General features: G+C 67.5%; 18 protein-coding genes and 1 tRNA gene. 9 read left to right on the forward strand and 10 right to left on the reverse strand.

Translation table 11 applies throughout. The features are described from left to right. Nucleotides 1-205: 205 nt before the first annotated feature. Together ACSQ19_RS05780 and ACSQ19_RS05785 are read right to left on the reverse strand one after the other, a co-directional pair. Nucleotides 206-1,234 (reverse strand): LacI family DNA-binding transcriptional regulator, encoded by a 1,029-nt coding sequence (locus tag ACSQ19_RS05780; RefSeq protein ID WP_436000552.1) that lies wholly within the window; start codon nucleotides 1,232-1,234, stop codon nucleotides 206-208. Nucleotides 1,235-1,239: 5 nt separating this feature from the next. Next, nucleotides 1,240-1,689, reverse strand: coding sequence for a DUF1801 domain-containing protein (locus ACSQ19_RS05785; RefSeq protein ID WP_436000554.1), 450 nt, complete (start codon nucleotides 1,687-1,689; stop codon nucleotides 1,240-1,242). A 311-nt stretch (nucleotides 1,690-2,000) separates the two neighbouring features. On the opposite strand from ACSQ19_RS05785, the gene ACSQ19_RS05790 reads away from it, so the two are divergent. Then, complete coding sequence (locus ACSQ19_RS05790) at nucleotides 2,001-2,633, forward strand: OmpW/AlkL family protein (protein ID WP_296278977.1); 633 nt, start codon at nucleotides 2,001-2,003, stop codon at nucleotides 2,631-2,633. A gap of 66 nt (nucleotides 2,634-2,699) precedes the next feature. Here the strand turns inward: ACSQ19_RS05790 and ACSQ19_RS05795 are convergent, their stop codons facing one another. Next, entirely contained in the window at nucleotides 2,700-3,257 is a 558-nt protein-coding gene (locus tag ACSQ19_RS05795) for a DUF1453 domain-containing protein (RefSeq protein ID WP_299345694.1), read from the reverse strand. Nucleotides 3,258-3,287: 30 nt separating this feature from the next. Continuing rightward, entirely contained in the window at nucleotides 3,288-4,172 is an 885-nt protein-coding gene (locus tag ACSQ19_RS05800) for a DMT family transporter (RefSeq protein WP_299345691.1), read from the reverse strand. Nucleotides 4,173-4,248: 76 nt separating this feature from the next. Between ACSQ19_RS05800 and ACSQ19_RS05805 the strand changes: the two genes are divergently transcribed. From ACSQ19_RS05805 to ACSQ19_RS05815, 3 genes are read left to right on the forward strand one after another with little or no spacing between them, the layout of a single operon-like run. Continuing rightward, complete coding sequence (locus tag ACSQ19_RS05805) at nucleotides 4,249-4,947, forward strand: DUF2306 domain-containing protein (RefSeq protein ID WP_436000557.1); 699 nt, start codon at nucleotides 4,249-4,251, stop codon at nucleotides 4,945-4,947. Between the two features lie 30 nt (nucleotides 4,948-4,977). Beyond that, on the forward strand, nucleotides 4,978-5,460 hold the full coding sequence (locus ACSQ19_RS05810) for a YajQ family cyclic di-GMP-binding protein (protein ID WP_093489837.1): 483 nt from the start codon (nucleotides 4,978-4,980) through the stop codon (nucleotides 5,458-5,460). After that, nucleotides 5,453-6,016 carry a DUF1415 domain-containing protein gene (locus ACSQ19_RS05815; protein WP_436000559.1) on the forward strand — a complete coding sequence of 188 codons (564 nt, stop codon included), beginning with the start codon at nucleotides 5,453-5,455 and terminating at the stop codon, nucleotides 6,014-6,016. Before ACSQ19_RS05810 ends, ACSQ19_RS05815 begins: the two co-directional genes overlap by 8 nt. 65 nt (nucleotides 6,017-6,081) lie before the next feature. On the opposite strand, the gene ACSQ19_RS05820 is transcribed toward ACSQ19_RS05815, so the two are convergent. From ACSQ19_RS05820 to ACSQ19_RS05835, 4 genes are all read right to left on the reverse strand, one after another. Continuing rightward, entirely contained in the window at nucleotides 6,082-6,558 is a 477-nt protein-coding gene (locus tag ACSQ19_RS05820) for an REP-associated tyrosine transposase (protein ID WP_299345685.1), read from the reverse strand. A gap of 120 nt (nucleotides 6,559-6,678) precedes the next feature. Next, entirely contained in the window at nucleotides 6,679-7,368 is a 690-nt protein-coding gene (locus ACSQ19_RS05825; protein ID WP_436000562.1) for an HAD family hydrolase, read from the reverse strand. Continuing rightward, nucleotides 7,365-8,072 carry a pseudouridine synthase gene (locus ACSQ19_RS05830; RefSeq protein WP_436000564.1) on the reverse strand — a complete coding sequence of 236 codons (708 nt, stop codon included), beginning with the start codon at nucleotides 8,070-8,072 and terminating at the stop codon, nucleotides 7,365-7,367. The genes ACSQ19_RS05825 and ACSQ19_RS05830 overlap by 4 nt, the downstream gene beginning before the upstream one ends. 4 nt (nucleotides 8,073-8,076) lie before the next feature. Then, nucleotides 8,077-9,129: a class I SAM-dependent methyltransferase gene (locus ACSQ19_RS05835; RefSeq protein ID WP_436001109.1), complete on the reverse strand. Its 1,053-nt coding sequence runs from the start codon at nucleotides 9,127-9,129 to the stop codon at nucleotides 8,077-8,079. 181 nt (nucleotides 9,130-9,310) lie between these two features. On the opposite strand from ACSQ19_RS05835, the gene ACSQ19_RS05840 reads away from it, so the two are divergent. The 5 genes from ACSQ19_RS05840 to ACSQ19_RS05860 all read left to right on the forward strand — a co-directional run bounded on the left by ACSQ19_RS05840 (nucleotide 9,311) and on the right by ACSQ19_RS05860 (nucleotide 13,561). Beyond that, complete coding sequence (locus tag ACSQ19_RS05840) at nucleotides 9,311-9,433, forward strand: hypothetical protein (protein ID WP_255412318.1); 123 nt, start codon at nucleotides 9,311-9,313, stop codon at nucleotides 9,431-9,433. A 431-nt stretch (nucleotides 9,434-9,864) separates the two neighbouring features. Then, nucleotides 9,865-9,934, forward strand: a tRNA-OTHER gene (locus ACSQ19_RS05845). A gap of 425 nt (nucleotides 9,935-10,359) precedes the next feature. Then, the gene (locus ACSQ19_RS05850; protein ID WP_436000567.1) at nucleotides 10,360-11,478 is read left to right on the forward strand and encodes a slipin family protein; all 1,119 of its coding nucleotides are present in this window, start codon (nucleotides 10,360-10,362) and stop codon (nucleotides 11,476-11,478) included. A 60-nt stretch (nucleotides 11,479-11,538) separates the two neighbouring features. Continuing rightward, on the forward strand, nucleotides 11,539-12,294 hold the full coding sequence (locus ACSQ19_RS05855) for a hypothetical protein (protein WP_436000568.1): 756 nt from the start codon (nucleotides 11,539-11,541) through the stop codon (nucleotides 12,292-12,294). A gap of 49 nt (nucleotides 12,295-12,343) precedes the next feature. Further along, entirely contained in the window at nucleotides 12,344-13,561 is a 1,218-nt protein-coding gene (locus ACSQ19_RS05860; RefSeq protein ID WP_436000570.1) for an RtcB family protein, read from the forward strand. A 115-nt stretch (nucleotides 13,562-13,676) separates the two neighbouring features. Here ACSQ19_RS05860 and ACSQ19_RS05865 read toward each other — a convergent pair whose 3' ends face one another. Continuing rightward, entirely contained in the window at nucleotides 13,677-16,178 is a 2,502-nt protein-coding gene (locus ACSQ19_RS05865; RefSeq protein ID WP_436000572.1) for an ABC transporter permease, read from the reverse strand. Further along, nucleotides 16,175-16,927, reverse strand: a complete 753-nt coding sequence (locus tag ACSQ19_RS05870) for an ABC transporter ATP-binding protein (protein WP_436001111.1) — start codon at nucleotides 16,925-16,927, stop codon at nucleotides 16,175-16,177. Before ACSQ19_RS05870 ends, ACSQ19_RS05865 begins: the two co-directional genes overlap by 4 nt. Nucleotides 16,928-16,938: the final 11 nt, after the last annotated feature.

Genomic DNA, 16,938 nt, shown 5'->3' on the forward strand with positions numbered 1-16,938 from the left:
ACGGGCGGGGGCACGCTAGAAGTCGTTGTTATCGATGTCAAGTTATCGATGTCAAAGAGCCCTCTCAAGCTCCGGAGTCCTGCCAACGCCGAGGCGGGGACATAGACAAATCCCTTTTCATTCAATGGCTTGTTGACAACAAGACGCGGCTCGACGCGCCCGGATGTCCACCGGGTGGCCGCTGCGATGCAGCAGCACAATGCGCTCAGGTCGTGCGGATGACCAGATGGGTCGGCAGGGTCTCGGACACCGCCTCGTCGCCCTCGATCAGGGCGCGCACCTTGCGGGCCAGCAGCACGCCGGCATCGATGAAGTTCTGGTGCACCGAGGTCAGCGGCGGCACGTAGGTCGCGCCCAGCGGGGAGTCGTCGTAGCCGATCACCGAGACATCCTCGGGTACCCGCCGCCCACGTTCGATCAGCGCGCGGATCGCGCCGATGGCCAACAGATCGCTGGCGGCGAACAGCGCGTCCACCTGCGGGTTCGCCTGCAGCAGCGCATGTACCGCATCCGCGCCCGCGCCGACGGTGAAACTGGTGACGGTCGGCGCGATCGGCGTGATGCCATGGCGCGCCAGCGCGGCGCTGAAACCTTCGAGGCGTTCGGCGAACTCGCCATGGGCCGGATCGCCGAGGAACGCGGGGCGGCTGCGACCGAGCGCGATGAAACGCTCCGCCGCCAATGCACCGCCGCGGCGATTGTCGCTGCCGACCACGACCTGCGATTCGTGCCGGCTGACCGCACCCCACACCACCATCGGCCGGCCCCAGCGCTGCACTTCGTGCATCGCGTCCTCATGCGCGCCCTGGCCCAGCAGGATCACGCCATCGGCGGCCTGCACGTTCGGCAGCGAACCGCCCTGCAGCGAGGTCAGCAGCACGCTGTAGCCGGTGGAGGTCAGTTCCTGGGTGATGCCGCCCAGCAGATCGAGCGGATAAGGCCCCGACATCTGGCGCTCGACGGTGGGCTTCATTTCCACCACCACCGCCACCGTCATGCTGCGGCGGAGCTTGAGGTTGCGCGCGCTGACATTGAACGAATAACCGTACTGTTGGGCGACCTCGCGCACGCGGGCGCGCGTTTCCGCATTCACCAGCGGGCTGTCGCGCAACGCGCGCGAGACGGTGATCGCCGATACGCCAGCCACTTTCGCCAGATCCGCCATGGTCAGGTGGTCGCCGGGCGACGGCAGCGCCGTGGCGCCGGTACGGCGCTTGCGTTTGGCAGGGGGCATGCGGGTCACGTCCGTGCGCGGCTGGCTTCGTATTGTGCAATAAGCGTGTCCACCGGCGTGGAGGCGATCACGCGGCCGATCACTTCGGGCAGCAGCTCGGCCGGCTTCTTGAAGCGCAGGCAGCTCTTGCCCACGTCCAGCTTCATGCCGGCGTCCGCGTAGGCGTTGCGCAGCACCACGTCCTGCGCGGAGTTCGCGTAGCACACCGTCAGGTAGAGCGCGTAGTACTGCTTCTGCGCGGCCAGCGCGACATACGGCAACGGCTGCTTGTTGTAGGTGGTCGGATAGCGCGACAGCGGCACCTCCCACGCGATCATGCCCCAGCTCATCGCCTCGACGTAGCCGTCGGGGATGTGCCGGTTGACCAGGTCGCGGACCGAGGCGATCACCGTGCGGCGATCCTCGGGCAGTTCCGCGAGGTATTCCTCGACCGTCTTCGCCTTGCTGCTCGCCATGGCGCCACTCCGTTTGCGCGAACAGTAGCGCAGGCCGGGGCGACCCGCCATGCCCGGCGGCGCCCGACGGAGCGATCGCTGGCACGGCGCATGGCATGAATGACGGGCCGCACGCGCTCAGCGAAATGCAGGCACCGTGAAATGGAAGCGCGAAAGGGTGCATTTTCAGCGCCGTTCTCGATTGGTTCACGTCGCGCAGCAGGAGGCATTCATGCAGTGGTGGTTACGGTGCGCTCGCCCTGACGGCGGCGACGCATCACGCATCGCAACGCACGGAAGGGACATAAGAAAACAGAACAGGAGATTCCTGCATGAAATCCATTCGTACCCTCACGATTGCCCTGGCTTCCCTCATTGCCGTACCTGCCCTGGCGCAGGATGCAACGACCGATACGACGTCCGATGCCGCCAGCAAGCGCTTCGCCGTGGTCGGCGGCGCCGCCATCCTCAAGCCCGATCGCGATCCCGCGCCCGGCCTGAAGATCGACGGTGACGTGGCGCCCGTGATCAGCGCAAGCTGGTATGCCACCCCCAACATCGCCGTTGAACTGTGGGGCGCCGCCGACAAGTTCAACCACCGCGTCAAGGCGGATGGTGCCGGCAAGATCGGCACCGTCGACCAGCAGCCGATTGCGCTGAGCGGCCAGTACCACTTCGGTACGCCCGACCAGGTCATGCGCCCGTTCCTGGGCCTGGGCTACTACGAGTCCAATTTCAGCAACGAGAGCATCGGCGGTGACGGTGCGCACGTGGGCCTGGAAACCGCCAAGGGCGCCATCGCCACGGCAGGCATGGACTTCAACATCAACGAAACCTGGTTCGCGCGGACCGACGTGCGCTACATGAAGGGTGACGCCGGCGTGCGCGTGGCCGGCCAGGGTACCGGCGAAGAACTGACGATCGACCCGTGGGTCGTGGGCGTGGGTATCGGCGCGCGCTTCTGATCCATCGCTCCAACGCGCCGATGGGGCGGCGGGCTTCCGGGCCCGCCGCCTTTCTGCTTTCCGCCGTCAATGCGCGCCGTATCCCCGCAGCCGCTCCAGGCGCGCGACGCGCCACTTGGCGCCCCAGGCGTAGACCAGGTAGTAGCCGAGCAGCAGGCCGCCGACCGCGAGCAGGCTGCCATGCCCGCTCAGCAGGGCGTGCGTGGCGGGTTCGGCCTGCGAGCGCCAGTACTCCACCATCTGCACCATCCCCCACACGATGCGTGCGGCGACGATGACGACCAGCAGCAGGGCCAGCCAGGCATTGGGCTGGTAGAACACGCCCTGCGGCGCGACTTCCCAGCGCGTCAGCCACAGGCCCAGCAGGCCCAGCATGACGCCGGCCGCCAATCCCGCGCCCGCACCCAGCAGGCTGTCGGGCCACCAGATCAGGCCGAATGCACTGACGACGAGGAAGATCGCGACCGAGACCAGCAGGCTCCAGGCGTTGAGCGCCAGCAGCCACCCACGCGCCATGCGTCGCGAGCGCCCATAGCGGTATCGCTGCCACAGCGACAGCGGAAGCAGCACCACCCACAGGGCGAGCAGCAGGAAGACGAACAGCAGGACGAGGACGATGGGCATGCGCGCATGATGCCGCAAAACGCGGCGGCGTCAGGGGTGTTCCGACTCCACGTGCACGTTCTCCCGGCGCAGCAGATACAGGCCACTGGCGACGATGATGCCGGCGCCGATCCAGGTCACGCCGTCGGGCAGCACCGACCACAGCGTGACATCGAGGATCACGCCCCAGATCAGCGCGGTGTATTCGAGCGGCGCGATCAACGACGCCTCGCCGCGGCGGAAGGCTTCGGTCAGCGCGACCTGCGCCAGCGAGCCGGACACGCCCACCCCGGCGATGATCCAGCCGTGCGAGGCCTGCAGCGGCTTCCATGCGGGCAGTGCCAGCAACGACGCCCCGAGCGACAGCAGCACGACGAACCAGAGCACCAGCGCCTGCGTGCTGTCGCGTTGCGCGAGCATGCGCACAGTGACCGCGCCCAGCGCATAGCAGATGGCCGCAACGAGAATGGCCAGGCCACCGGCGGTCAACATGCCTTCGCCGGTCGGCCGCAGGATCACCAGGACGCCGACCAGACCGATGACGATCGCGGTCCAGCGCCCCGCCCCCACCCGCTCCTTCAACAGCGGCCCCGCCATCGCGGTGACCAGCAGCGGCGCCACGAAGGTGATCGCATAGGCCGTGGACAAGGGCATGGTGCGCAAGCCGTAGACGAACCCGGCCATCATCGCGATGCCCAGCGCGCCGCGCAGCAGGTGCAGCGGCCAGTGCACGCGCAACAGGGAAACGGCCGGCACCGTCGCCAGCACCCAGATCGCCACCAGCGGCAGCGAAGACAGCCCACGCAGCGCTGCGACCTGCAGCGGCGGGTACTGCGCAGAGAGCAGCTTCAGGCCGGCATCCATCAGCGCGAACAGCAGCACCGCGGCCAGCATCAGCAGGACGGCGGACGTAAGCGAGGAACGGGGGGTGGTCATGCGGCATTATCGCCTCCCTGGTCATGTTCCGCCGCGCGTGCGCTACCCTGCGCGCGTCCATCCTGCAGGCAGGCCCATGACTGTGATCGCTCCAGGCACCCTTGCATCGCCCCGCTCGCGGCTTGCCGTGCGCTTGGCCTGGGCGGTGCTGTGGCTGTTGCTCGGGCTCGCCAGCATCGAGTTCCTGGTCGCCGCCTATGGGAAATATCGGCATCTCGATTCGACCGCCTACGGCATGTTCATGACGCGGCGGGGCTGGCTGTGGATGCATCTGGCCGGCGGACTCACGACGGTATTGCTGGGTCCGGTGCAGTTCTTCACCCAGTCGCGCCGACGCCATCCGCGCATGCACCGCGTGATGGGCCGCGTCTACCTGTCGGGCATGCTGGTCGCCGCGACCGGCGCGGCCGGACTGATCGCCAGCTCGCCTGCGCCGCTCGCCATCCGCATCGCGTTCTCGTCGACCGCACTGGCCTGGCTGGCCACCGCGCTGGTCGGCTTCATCGCCATCCGCCACGGCCTCGTGGACCGACACCGCCGCTGGATGGTCCGCAACTACGCGGTGACGCTGGCGCCGATCGTCTTCCGCCTGTCGCTGCCCCTCGCCATTGCCGGCGGACTCGTGCCGTCGCCGACCCTGATCGCGACCCTGCTCTGGTGCAGCTGGATCGTCCCGCTGTTGCTGTGCGAAACGGTGCGCCGTCTCGTGGGGCGGCGACGTCCCGCCAACGCGCTGCCCTCGGCCGACGCGATCCCGCTTCCCGGCGCACGGTAGAATTCCGCGCCCGGTAACAGGATTCCCCCCATGCCCTCCTTCGACGTCGTCTCCGAAGTCAACGTCCACGAGCTCACCAACGCCGTGGACCAGGCCAACCGCGAACTCTCCACCCGTTTCGACTTCAAGGGCGTGGACGCCAAGTTCGTGCTGGAAGAGAAGCTGATCACCCAGTCCGCGCCCAGCGATTTCCAGCTCAAGCAGATGACCGATATCCTCCGTGCGCGCCTGATCGCGCGCCAGATCGACGCCCGCTGCCTGGAATTCGGCGATGTGGAAACCAACCTGGCCGGCGCGCGCCAGAAGATCACCGTCAAGCAGGGCATCGAGCAGAAGCTGGCGAAGAAGATTGTCACCACGATCAAGGACGCCAAGCTGAAGGTAGAAGCGCAGATCAACGGCGACAAGCTGCGCGTCACCGGCAAGAAGCGCGACGACCTGCAGGACGTCATCGCGCTGCTGAAGAAGACCGAATTCGAGCTGCCGCTGCAGTTCGACAACTTCCGTGACTGATACGCCGGCCACCACGGGCGCGGCAAGCGACCCCATCGACGCCACGCGTCGCTGGGTGGAGCGCGCGGTGATCGGGCTGAACCTGTGCCCGTTCGCCAAGGCGGTGTACGTGAAGCAGCAGGTGCGCTTCGTGCTGAGCGATGCCAGCACGCCGGAAGCCCTGCTGGAGGAACTGGCGGAAGAGCTTGTGCTGTTGCGCGACACCGATCCCGAGCAGGTCGACACCACGCTGATCGTGCACCCGGATGTGCTGACGGATTTCCTGGACTACAACGACTTCCTCGACAATGCCGATGCGGCCGTCGAGGCGCTCGACCTGCAAGGCGTCATCCAGGTCGCCAGCTTCCATCCGGACTACCAGTTCGCCGGCACGATGCCGGACGACATCAGCAACTACACCAACCGTTCGCCCTACCCCACCCTGCACCTCCTGCGCGAAGCCAGCATCGATCGCGCGGTGGAAGCCTTTCCGGACCCCGACATCATCGTCGAGCGCAACGTGAAGACGCTGGATGCGCTGGGACATGCGGGCTGGGCGAAGCTGTTTGCGGAGTGAGGACGAGGCTGCAGGATGGAGAAGTGATGTGGGAGCGACGTAAGTCGCGACGCTTTCAGCAATCATCAAACGGTCGCAGCCGTGTCGTTGCTTATCCAGACAGCATCCCACCACGCGTATTCCCCAACGCTGCATGCGAGTCCCGCACGCAGCGGATTCGCGACGACATATCGGGCGGTCGCAAGCACGCCGGATGCATCGCGCAACGCGCGATCATGAAACCCCTTCTCCCAGACCTGGCCGGTATCCGGATGACGCAAGCGGACGATCCTGGCGCTGTTCGATTTCAATCGCTGGACCAGCGTTGGCAGACTATCCAGTTCGCCCAGCTCGATCACGCCATGCCAATGATCCGGCATCAACACCCAGCACAGCAGTCTCGAGCGATACCACAGCCGTGAGCAGGTCATCGCGCGGCAGGCATCCATGGCCCGCCCTGGTTGCTTGAACAATGGCTTGCGTTCCGCTGTTGTGAAGGTCACCAAGTAGGCTCGACCGGGCTGGGAAACGCGCCCTTTTCTCAGATCCGAATATCCCGACATGCCAACCCTCCTGTAAAGGAGGTCAGCTTGGCGAACACCGCGCGAAGCGCCATCAGCGAATTCCCCAGCAGCGCCTCGGACTTTCGCTGAAACAGCTTCGCGACTTACGTCGCTCCCACGTCAGGTACGCGAAGACATCGCCAATCGCTGCTCCAGCAACAGTCGCGCATCATCCAGCGACGGCAGGATGAGATGGCCGAGCGCACGCACCGCATCGTCCGGCACCAGCAGGTCGGGAATCTGTATCGGGTACATGCCGGCTGCCAGTGCGGCACGCACGCCCGTGGGGGAATCCTCCAGTACCAGGCAGCGCGACGGCTCGATGCCGAGCGATCGCGCGGCCAGCAGGTAGATGTCCGGGGCAGGCTTGGGATGTTCGACGTCGCTGCTGGTGCAGATCGCATCGAACCGGGTCAGCAGGCCGGCAGCCTCCAGCTTCTTCAACGCCAGCGGACGGCGCGTCGATGTCGCCACCGCGCGCGGGATGCCCTGCACCTGCAGGAAGTCCAGCATCTCGATGATGCCCGGCCGGTGTGGCATGCCAGCCGCGACAACGGCGTCGTACAGCACATGCGAGCGTTGCAGGATCCGTTCTCGCTCCGCCTCGCCGACTGCCTCGTCCAGCAAGTGGCGGCACACGGCTTCGCTATGGCCGACCATCGACAGCCACAGCAGCTCGGGCAGATCGTGGCCGCGCTCGCGCGCCGCCTCCGCCAGGCACGCGATGATGGCGCGCTCACTGTCCAGCATTAGCCCGTCCATGTCGAAGATCACCGCCGCCGGCGTGAACGGCAGTGCCGGTATGCTCACGCGGTCGCCTCGAACAGCCGGCGCAGGTCATCCGCATCCAGGATGCGCCACTGGCCTTCCGGCAGCCCGTCCAGCGTCAGTCCACCCACCCGACTGCGATGCAGCGCCTCCACATGGTTGCCAACGGCGGCGAACATGCGGCGTACCTGGTGGTAGCGGCCCTCGGTGAGCGTCAGCTGCGCATGGCGCGGATCGATGACGTGCAGGCGGGCCGGCGCAAGCGGCGTCTGCTCCGATTCCAGCATCAGCGTGCCGCTGGCGAAGAGCACGCCTTCGTCGCCGCGCAGGTCCTGCGCCAGCGTCGCGTCGTAGACCTTGGGCAGGTTGGCCTTGGGCGAAATGATCCGGTGCAGCAGGCCACCGTCGTCGGTGAGCAGCAGCAGGCCACTGGTCTCGCGATCCAGGCGCCCGACCGTGGACAGTACCGGCGAGCGATCGCGGAACCGGGGCGGGAACAGGTCGTAGACGATGCGTCCGGTGTCCTTGGTCGAGCAGGTGTAGCCCACCGGCTTGTGCAGCAGGATCGCGACGCCCGGTGCAGGGTCGAGCGGCTCGCCATCCACGCGGATGGCGTCGTGGTCGACCGGATCATCGGCGTACAGCACCTCGCCTGCGGCGTCGGTGATGCGGCCTTCGCGGAACATCCACTGGACGTCCTTGCGGCTGCCGTAGCCGAGGTTGGCGATGTGCTTGACGATCTTCATGCGCTCACCGCCTCGCCTTGGTGGCGGCAATCACCTTGAAACCGTCACGCTCGCCGGCCACGCGCACGTCGCCGAAGCTGTCATTCAAGGTCTGCTCGTACGGCAGGTGGCGGTTGGCCACCAGCCACAGGCGCCCGCCCGGTTTGAGCGCGGCGGCCGCGGCGGTGATGAAGCGCTGGCCGATGTCCGGACGGTCCGCACGGCTTTGCGTGTGGAACGGCGGATTGCTGACGATGAAGTCGTAGCGCTGCGGCAATCCCGCGGTGACGTCGTGCCAGTGGAAATCGAGCGTTGCGCTCGCACCGGCATCCGCGAGGTTTGCCCTGGCCAGCGACAACGCGCGTGCCTCGGCCTCGTACAGATCGAGCGCGGCGATGCCGGGATTGCGCGCCAGCAGCGAGAGCGACAGGAATCCCCATCCCGCGCCCAGGTCGGCGCCGTGTCCGGCGATATCCGTCGGCAGGCATTCGACCAGCAGCGCAGAGGCCGGATCGATCCGGTTCCAGGCGAACACGCCCGGACGGCTGAGGTAGCGGCCACTCTCGATCCGGCGCGGCGCGTCCAGCGCCGACCATTGCGCGAGCAACGCGTCGTCGATGCTGTCCGCGCGCTTGCGCGTCCAGAACGTGCGGCAATGGAACTTGGTCAGCGTGCCGGCCAGTCCCGCGAGTTGCTTCAGGTCGGTTTCGCCCGACTTGGCGCCCTCGTTGTTGGTCATCGCGGCGACGACGACGCCATCCGGCGCCGCCAGTTGCACGGCGCGCGCAAGCAACGCGCGCGCTTCTTCGCGCTGGCGCGGCGGCAACACCAGCACCAGGGCGTAGCGCGTCGGTTCGACCGCTGCATCGGCGACGACGCGCAGGCCAGCGCGTTCCAGCAGTTCGGCGTCGGGACGGAAACTCTGTTCGCATACCAGCTGCGACAGCGGGAACTGGCGCAACGCGGCGCCATCGCGCGCGCGCAGGAACAGCACCGGCCTGGACGGCCAGGCGAGCACGCCCTGTGCGAAGGGCAGCATCAGGGCATCGAGAGCGGGATCGGAGAAAGGAGAGGCCACGATGCGACGCGCAGGCAGGGAATGAGGCGTCATTCTAACGGCAGCCACTCGCCACTGATTTCGCCGCCGCTGGTCGGGCATCGAAAATAAAATTAAAAAAGTGTTGCGCATCGCAAACAAGCGGCGTATTGTCCGCGCCCGTCGGCCACGTGGCCGTTTTTTCAGCAATCGAATTCTTCCCATGAAGCCCGCCTATTCCTTCGACAGCAAGCCCGCCCTGCAGCCATCGCGCTGCGGCCTGGCGCTGCGTGCGAACGGCAGCGACCTGCGCGATATCGAACGCGCACGGCACCTGGACTTCTGACATCCGGCTGACTCCCTGGGAGATCGGCCACCCCGATCTCCCGAGGAACGCGAACGCCCTCGGGTCGCCATACCCGGGGGCGTTTTGTTTTCAGCGTTCGCGGAGGATGCGCATGCATCGAGGTTCGTTTCTTTCCACCACGGAAGTTCCTTTCCGCCCTGGGGCATCCGGGTAGCGCGCGTGCGCGCCCCGATGCGGGGGCGCGGCTGCGACTGGCGCATGTGCGCTGCGTCGTGATGCCCCGACGCGGGCTGCACGTGGAGAGAACACCCACAAGGGCGCGTCGCGCCCGAACGGATTGCCGGTTGGCGACAGCCGGCAATGGGGAACATCGATCGAACACGCTACAGCGGTACGGGCTAGCGTCCCGTCCGGTGCGCGCGGCGCTGCCGTGGCGTATGCCGAAGCGTGGGAGACGGTGTTCCTCGAGCGGACGGAAGCTCAGAGGCAGAGCAGCGGCGCATGCCGTTGGCCACCGGTTCGAATCCGGTTCGTCCACCACTGGATAGCTCAGATGGGTAGAGCATCGGACAGTTAATCCGAGAGTCGCGGGTTCGAATCCTGCTCCAACACCAGACTGTAAATCTGGAATCAGGGACGCGAGTCCCCCCCAGGAAACGCCCCGTGCGGCGTGTCGTTCTTCTGCGATGGATTGCGGTTAGACGACGCACGCAGCGGGGTCGAAGCCGGCACCGCGCCCTCGACGCGGAGGCGCGCAGCGTTCGACGCAGTCCATGGACCGCGGCCTCGTTGCGATGCTTCCGCCGACAGCGCCGATCGCCCGCATCGCCTCCGTCCAGGGGCGTTTCCACCTTCTTCCGCCGATCGCGAATCGCGATGGGCACCGTTCGTCGCGGGATTCGATCCACCGCGGCGATCCGTTGGATCCGGATCGAACCACCAGAGCCAACAAGGAGAACAACGCCATGTTCTGGACCAAGAGGGTCGTGATCGGTGACGGCGAGCGCGGCCTGGTGTATCGCAACCGTCGGTTCGAGCAATTGCTCGCGCCCGGCGTGTACCGCTGGTTCGACCCGATGGGTCGGATCGAGGTGCGCACCTTCAACATCGCCGCACCGGAATACGCTGGCCACGATGTCGACGCGCTGATCGCGTGCCTCGGCGAGCGTCTGGGCGACACCTTCGTTCTCGCCGACATCGGCGTGGACGAGGTGGGTCTGGTGCTGAAGAACGGCAAGCTGGAAGACGTGCTGCCACCCGGCACGCGGCGCCTGTACTGGATCGGCCTGGTGAAGGTCGACGTGCAGGCGGTGGCGCTCGCCACGCCGGACGTGGACGTCGCCGTCGCGCGGCGCCTGCGCCAGCTGGGTGCGCTGTCGAGGCTGGCGGTGGTGGCCGATGTGCCGGCGGAGTTCGCCGGCCTGGTGTTCATCGACGGCAAGCTCGAGCGCACGCTCGCCCCGGGCAGCTACGCCTTCTGGAATTTCCAGAAGAACGTGGTCGTGGACATCGTCGACCTGCGCGTGCAGGCGATCGAGGTCTCGGGCCAGGAGCTCCTGACCCGCGACAAGGTAAGCCTGCGCGTGAACCTGGCCGCCAGCACCCGCGTCACCGACGTCGTGGCCGCGCGCACCAAGGTCGCGAAGGTCGGCGACTTCGTCTACCGCGAGCTGCAGTACGGCCTGCGCAAGGCGGTCTCCGCCAAGACGCTGGACGAACTGCTGGGCGACAAGGCCTCGCTGGACGCCGACATCTTCGCCTACGTGCGCGGCCAGATGGCCGGGCTCGGCGTCGAGGTGCTGGGCGTGGGCGTGAAGGACGTGATCCTGCCGGGCGAGATGAAGGAGATCCTCAACGGGGTGGTGCAGGCGGAGAAGACGGCGCAAGCCAACGTGATCCGTCGCCGCGAGGAGGCGAACGCCACGCGTTCCCTGCTCAACACCGCGAAGCTGATCGACGAGTCGCCGGTGCTGATGCGCCTGAAGGAGCTCGAGGCCCTGGAGAAGGTCACCGAGAAGATCGACAAGCTCACCGTGTTCGGCGGCCTGGATGGCGTGCTGAAGCAATTGGTGACATTGAAGTAGCAAACCGTGGCGGCCGCATGGACGCGGCCGTCGCGGTCCACAAGGATGAAAGGACGACACATGCGCAACGACATGTTCAAGGTCATCGTGGAGCGGCCGCGACGCGGCGGAAGTTACGCCCGCGAGCGTGCGCCGCACGCCGACGATGAGGGCGCGCCGATGCAGGAAAGCCTGCGCTGGCGCCACCAGCACCGGAAATGGCTCAACGAGAATCTGCGACCGCTGGAACGCTACCTGCACGGACAGGTCGGCAGGCCGTGGGACAAGGTGTATTCGGAGATCTGTGCCGGCATCGATCGGCGAAGCACCGTGCAGCAGCACATCCACCAGCACCTGGCCGATTTCGTGGCGATGCGGCTGTCGATCATCGATGGCCGGCTGCACTGGCTCAAGGGCTGGGGACAACCGACGCCGTTGGCCGACCGCTGGGCACCGAAGCTCTACGTGGATCCCGCGACGGGACTGCTGCGCCGCAATCGCGAACGCGAGCAGCTTCGTCGGCAGGAACGGGTAACGTGGTCGATGCTCGAACAGACGCCGGACCGCATCGACTTGGGGCCGCTGCGTCAGCTGCACCGCCTGAAGGGCATCTGGTACGAGGTCGAGTTGGCCTTGATCCCGCCCGCCGGTCGTGGCCGAGGCGTCGCCGACGTGGTGCGAGGCTGCACCGTCGTCGCGTACGGCCATCGGGGTGCAGGGCGATCCGTCGTCCACGGCGATCGGGCGCTCTACGGGAGCAATGAGGTCTACGCTCGCCACAAGCGACAGCTCGGTACACGCGAACTGCGCGTGCATCGACTCCACAACACGCAATGAAAGAGATCCGTCCGGGGCGCCGATGCTCGCGGACGAAAGGAAAAGGAACATGAGCACTACGTTTGAACTGCTGCACGCCGAGGGCAGCACCACGCCGATCAAGGGCTGGGTGCGCGGCGTGCCCCTGGACCAGGGCGCCCACGAGCAGCTGCGGAACATCGCGGCCGTCCCCTTCGTCGGCCCGTGGGTCGCGGTCATGCCCGACGTGCACCTGGGCAAGGGCGCGACCGTGGGCTCGGTCATCCCGACGCGCGGCGCCATCATTCCGGCGGCGGTCGGCGTGGACATCGGCTGCGGCATGGCCGCGGTGCGGACCACGCTGCGCGCGAAGGACTTGCCGGACAACCTGGCGCAACTGCGCTCGAGCATCGAGCGCAGCGTGCCGGTCGGCAACGGGCGCGGCGGGGAGCACTGGAAGCTGCCGGACAGCATCCGCACGCGCATCACGCAGTCGGGACTGGAACCACGCCTGGAGGCGATCAAGCAGAAGCACCGCAAGATCCGTACCGACAAGCTGGATCGCCAGATCGGCACGCTGGGCGGCGGCAACCACTTCATCGAGATCTGCCTGGACGAGGCCGATGCGGTGTGGGTGATGCTGCACAGCGGTTCGCGCGGCACCGGCAACCTGATCGGCAACTACTTCATCGAGCGGGCGCGCGAGCAACTGGCGCACCGTGTGCTGGGCTTCCACCTGCCGGACAAGGACCTGGCCTTCTTCATGGAGGGCGAGCCCTTGTTCGACGACTACGTGGAAGCGGTCTCGTGGGCGCAGGACTACGCCCGCGAGAACCGCGAAGCGATGATGTCGCGCGTACTGGCGGAGATGCGCCACCGTCTGCCGAAGTTCCAGTTGGAGAAGATGGCGGTGAACTGCCACCACAACTACGTGCAGAAGGAAACGCATGGCGGCGTGGACCTGCTGGTGACCCGCAAGGGCGCGGTGAGCGCGCGCGCAGGCGAGCTGGGGATCATTCCCGGCAGCATGGGCGCAAAGAGCTTCATCGTGCGCGGCAAGGGCAACGCGGACAGCTTCCACAGCTGCAGCCACGGCGCCGGCCGCGTGTTGAGCCGTACCGCGGCGCGCCAGCAGATCACGCTGTCGCAGCACCGCGAGGCGACGGCGCACGTCGAATGCCGCAAGGACGCCGGCGTGATCGACGAATCACCGGCGGCCTACAAGGACATCGACGCGGTAATGTCGGCGCAGAGCGACCTGGTGGAGGTCGTCCACACGCTGCGCCAGGTGGTGTGCATCAAGGGGTGAGCTTCGGCTCGCCCCTTTCTTTGACCGCTCTTGTGGGAGCGACATAAGTCGCGATGGGTTATCGGTGACGCTTCATCGCGACTTACGTCGCTCCCACAACAGCGGCTAGCCGGGATTAGCCCTGCAGCTCGCGCAGCGTCACCGACGGCGGCGCATCCAGCACCTTGCGCGTGGCGAACAGGCCGGCGCCCAGCGCTGCCAGCATGCCCAGGCCACCGCCGATGGCGGCCAGCTGCCAGTTGGCCTTCCACGGCAGATCGAACACCTGCGTGGCGACCACGCCGGACAAGACCGAGGCCGCGATGGCGGCGACCAACCCTGCCAACAGCCCGATGGCGGCGAACTCCGAGGCCTGTGCCAGCCGCAGCTGGCGACGGCTGCCACCCAGCACGCGCATCACGCCGCCTTCCAGCAGCCGTTCGTCCTGGCTGGCGCTCACGGCGGCCATCAACACCAGCAGACCGGCTGCCAGCGAGAACCAGAACACCACCTGCACCACCTGCGAGACCTGCTCGGCCGTGCTGCGTACCTGCTTGAGCACCGCCTCCACGTCGATCACCGACAGATTGGGGAACTGATTGACCAGTTCGCGGGTGAAGGCGGCATCGCCGGAGGGCACGCTGACCGCGGTGATGTAGCTGGCGGAATAGCCGTCGAGTGCGCCCGGCGAGGCGACGACGAAGAAATTCGGCCGGAAGCTTTCCCAGTCCACGCTGCGCAGGCTGGTGATGCGACCTTCGAAGCGCTGGCCGGCAATGTCGAAGGCGACGCGATCGCCGAGCTTCCAGCCCAGATCTTCGGCGAAGCCCTCTTCCACCGACAACTCCGGCGACGTCGGGGTATGCCCGGTCCAGAACGCGCCCGCGGTCACCTTGTTGTCGTCGCGCAAGGTCGCCGCCATCGACAGGTTGAACTCGCGGTCGGCGCGCCGCTGCGTGCGCGCGTCGGCCCCTTCGTAGTCGGCGCCGCTGGCGGGCTTGCCGTTGAGCTCGACCAGCCGGCCGCGGATCATCGGATACAGGTCCACCGCCGACAGCCCGCGCGACTGCATGAAGGATTTCACCGGGTCGACCTGGTCCGGCTGCACGTTGACGATGAAGCGGTTGGGTGCATTGGCCGAGAGCGCCAGTTGCCAGCGGTCCAGCAGGTCCGTGCGCACGAAGGTCAGCAGCAGCAGCGCCATCAGGCCCAGGCCCAGCGCGGATACCTGCGCGATCGACGTGCCCGCGCGACGGCTGACGTTGGCCAACCCGTAACGCAGGCTGCCGCGCATGCGCGAGCGCACACGCCGGACCAGCAGGATCAGCAGCCACGCCAGCAGGGCCAGCACGGCGAGCGTACCGACGATGCCCACGAGCATCGCGGTGCCCAAGGTGGGCGAGCCCGCCTTCCACCACAACAGCGCGCCCAGTCCGACGAAGCCTGTCAGCGCGACCAGCCATGCGCTGGGCTCCGTGCGATCGAGATCGCGACGCAGCACGCGCAGCGCGGGCACGCGCCGCAGCGCCAGTACCGGCGGCGCACCGAAGGCGAGCAGCACGATCATGCCCACGCCATAGCCCTGCAGGGCCGGCAACATGCCCGCCGGCGGGATGTCGATCTTCAACGATTGCTGCAGCCAGCTGCCAATGCCCCATTGCAGGCCGAAGGCGATCAGCACGCCCACCGTGCACGCGGCCAGGCCCAGCAGGACCAGTTCCCCTACGTGGATGCCGACCAGCGTGCTCTGCTGTGCGCCGAGACAGCGCATCACCGCGGTGCCGGAGAGATGGCGTTCGCTGTGCCGGCGTGCCGCCATCGCGACCGCGACCGCGGCCAGCACCACCGACACCAGCGCGGCGAGGCCGAGGAAGCGGCTGGCGCGATCCAGCGCGGAGCGCACCTCGGGTCGCGCGTCCTGGATCGTTTCCATGCGCTGGCCGCGCGCGAGTTGCGGTTTGACGGCGGAGGTGAAGGATTCGACCGCGGCCGCATCGCCGGCCACGACAAGGCGATAGCGCAGGCGACTGCCTTCCTGCACGAGGCCGGTCGAAGGCAGGTCGGCGAGGTTGAGGAAAACCTTCGGGGCGACATTGAAGTAATCCAGCGCCGCGTCGGGCTCCTGCGTCACCAGCGCCGCAAGTTGCAACGTGCGCGTGCCGATGCCGATCCCGTCGCCGAGCCTGGCGCCCAGCGTCTCGGCGCCCGCCTGGCTGATCCAGACCGTGCCCGGCGCGGGAATGCCGGTCGCATTGCGCTCGGCAGCGCCGGAGGCGTCGATCACGCGGAAACTGCCGCGCAGCGGGAAGCCCTCGCCCAGCGCGCGCAGGTCGCCCAGCGACAGCGATTCGCCGGCGCGGATCATGCTCTGCAGTTCCTGCGTCTCGGTCACGCGCAGGCCGGGCGCATTCGCCAGCGCACGCAATGCCTCCGTCGGCGGCGCGTCGCCGCGCACGACCACGTCGCCCCCCAGCAGGCGGTTCGCTTCGATGGCCAGCGCGCGTTCGGCGCGGTCGGTGACGAAACCGACGGCCGTCACCGCCACGACTGCGAGCACGAGGGCGGCGAACAGGATGCGCACGTCGCCGGCCACCAGGTCACGGCGCAACTGGCGCCAGGCCAGGGCGAGGGTCCTCATGCGGCGGCGCCCTGCAGCCGCCCGGCATCGAGCCGGAGCAACCGCTGGCAGCGCGCCGCCAGATGGTCGTCGTGCGTCACCAGTACCAGCGTGGTACCGGCATCGGCGTTCAGCGCGAACAGCAGCTCGATGATCGCCTGCCCGGTGTGGGTGTCGAGATTGCCGGTGGGTTCGTCGGCGAACAGCAGCGAGGGACGCGTGACGAAGGCGCGCGCCAGCGCCACGCGCTGCTGCTCGCCGCCGGACAGCTGGCGCGGATAGTGGCCCAGGCGCTTGCCCAGGCCGACCTTCTCGAGGATCTGCCGCGCGGGACCCTCCACGTCGGCATCGCCGCGCAGTTCCAGGGGCAGCATGACGTTCTCGAGCGCGGTCAGCGACGGCAGCAGCTGGAAGCTCTGGAAGACGAAGCCGACCTTCTCGCCGCGCACGCGGGCACGGCCGTCCTCGTCCATGTCCGACAGACGCTCGCCATCCAGCGTCACGCTGCCCGCACTGGGCACGTCCAGGCCGGCGAGCAGCGACAGCAACGTACTCTTGCCCGAGCCCGAGGCGCCCACGATGGCGACCGTGTCGCCGTGTTCGATGCGGAACCCGATATCGTCGAGTATGGTCAGCGCGCCTTCGGGCAACGGCACCTGCTTGCCCAGTCCCTGCACGTCGAGCACGGCGTGGCGCGCGGCGGCGGGGGCTTCAGTGTGGAGTCTGCTGGCGTCGGCCATGATCGTCTCGTCGGTCGTTTCGTGAATCATCGGGAGCACGG

The organism is Pseudoxanthomonas sp. LjRoot127 (assembly GCF_964253495.1).
GTDB lineage: Bacteria > Pseudomonadota > Gammaproteobacteria > Xanthomonadales > Xanthomonadaceae > Pseudoxanthomonas_A.

Bases quoted from the DNA above. Each gene is read 5' to 3' on its own strand.
- ACSQ19_RS05790 (WP_296278977.1), top strand. From the start codon at position 2,001: ATGAAATCCATTCGTACCCTCACGATTGCCCTGGCTTCCCTCATTGCC.
- ACSQ19_RS05830 (WP_436000564.1), bottom strand. From the start codon at position 8,072: ATGAAGATCGTCAAGCACATCGCCAACCTCGGCTACGGCAGCCGCAAG.
- ACSQ19_RS05850 (WP_436000567.1), top strand. From the start codon at position 10,360: ATGTTCTGGACCAAGAGGGTCGTGATCGGTGACGGCGAGCGCGGCCTG.
- ACSQ19_RS05785 (WP_436000554.1), bottom strand. From the start codon at position 1,689: ATGGCGAGCAGCAAGGCGAAGACGGTCGAGGAATACCTCGCGGAACTG.
- ACSQ19_RS05795 (WP_299345694.1), bottom strand. From the start codon at position 3,257: ATGCCCATCGTCCTCGTCCTGCTGTTCGTCTTCCTGCTGCTCGCCCTG.
- ACSQ19_RS05820 (WP_299345685.1), bottom strand. From the start codon at position 6,558: ATGTCGGGATATTCGGATCTGAGAAAAGGGCGCGTTTCCCAGCCCGGT.
- ACSQ19_RS05800 (WP_299345691.1), bottom strand. From the start codon at position 4,172: ATGACCACCCCCCGTTCCTCGCTTACGTCCGCCGTCCTGCTGATGCTG.
- ACSQ19_RS05805 (WP_436000557.1), top strand. From the start codon at position 4,249: ATGACTGTGATCGCTCCAGGCACCCTTGCATCGCCCCGCTCGCGGCTT.
- ACSQ19_RS05810 (WP_093489837.1), top strand. From the start codon at position 4,978: ATGCCCTCCTTCGACGTCGTCTCCGAAGTCAACGTCCACGAGCTCACC.
- ACSQ19_RS05840 (WP_255412318.1), top strand. From the start codon at position 9,311: ATGAAGCCCGCCTATTCCTTCGACAGCAAGCCCGCCCTGCAGCCATCG.
- ACSQ19_RS05865 (WP_436000572.1), bottom strand. From the start codon at position 16,178: ATGAGGACCCTCGCCCTGGCCTGGCGCCAGTTGCGCCGTGACCTGGTG.
- ACSQ19_RS05855 (WP_436000568.1), top strand. From the start codon at position 11,539: ATGCGCAACGACATGTTCAAGGTCATCGTGGAGCGGCCGCGACGCGGC.
- ACSQ19_RS05780 (WP_436000552.1), bottom strand. From the start codon at position 1,234: ATGCCCCCTGCCAAACGCAAGCGCCGTACCGGCGCCACGGCGCTGCCG.
- ACSQ19_RS05870 (WP_436001111.1), bottom strand. From the start codon at position 16,927: ATGATTCACGAAACGACCGACGAGACGATCATGGCCGACGCCAGCAGA.
- ACSQ19_RS05860 (WP_436000570.1), top strand. From the start codon at position 12,344: ATGAGCACTACGTTTGAACTGCTGCACGCCGAGGGCAGCACCACGCCG.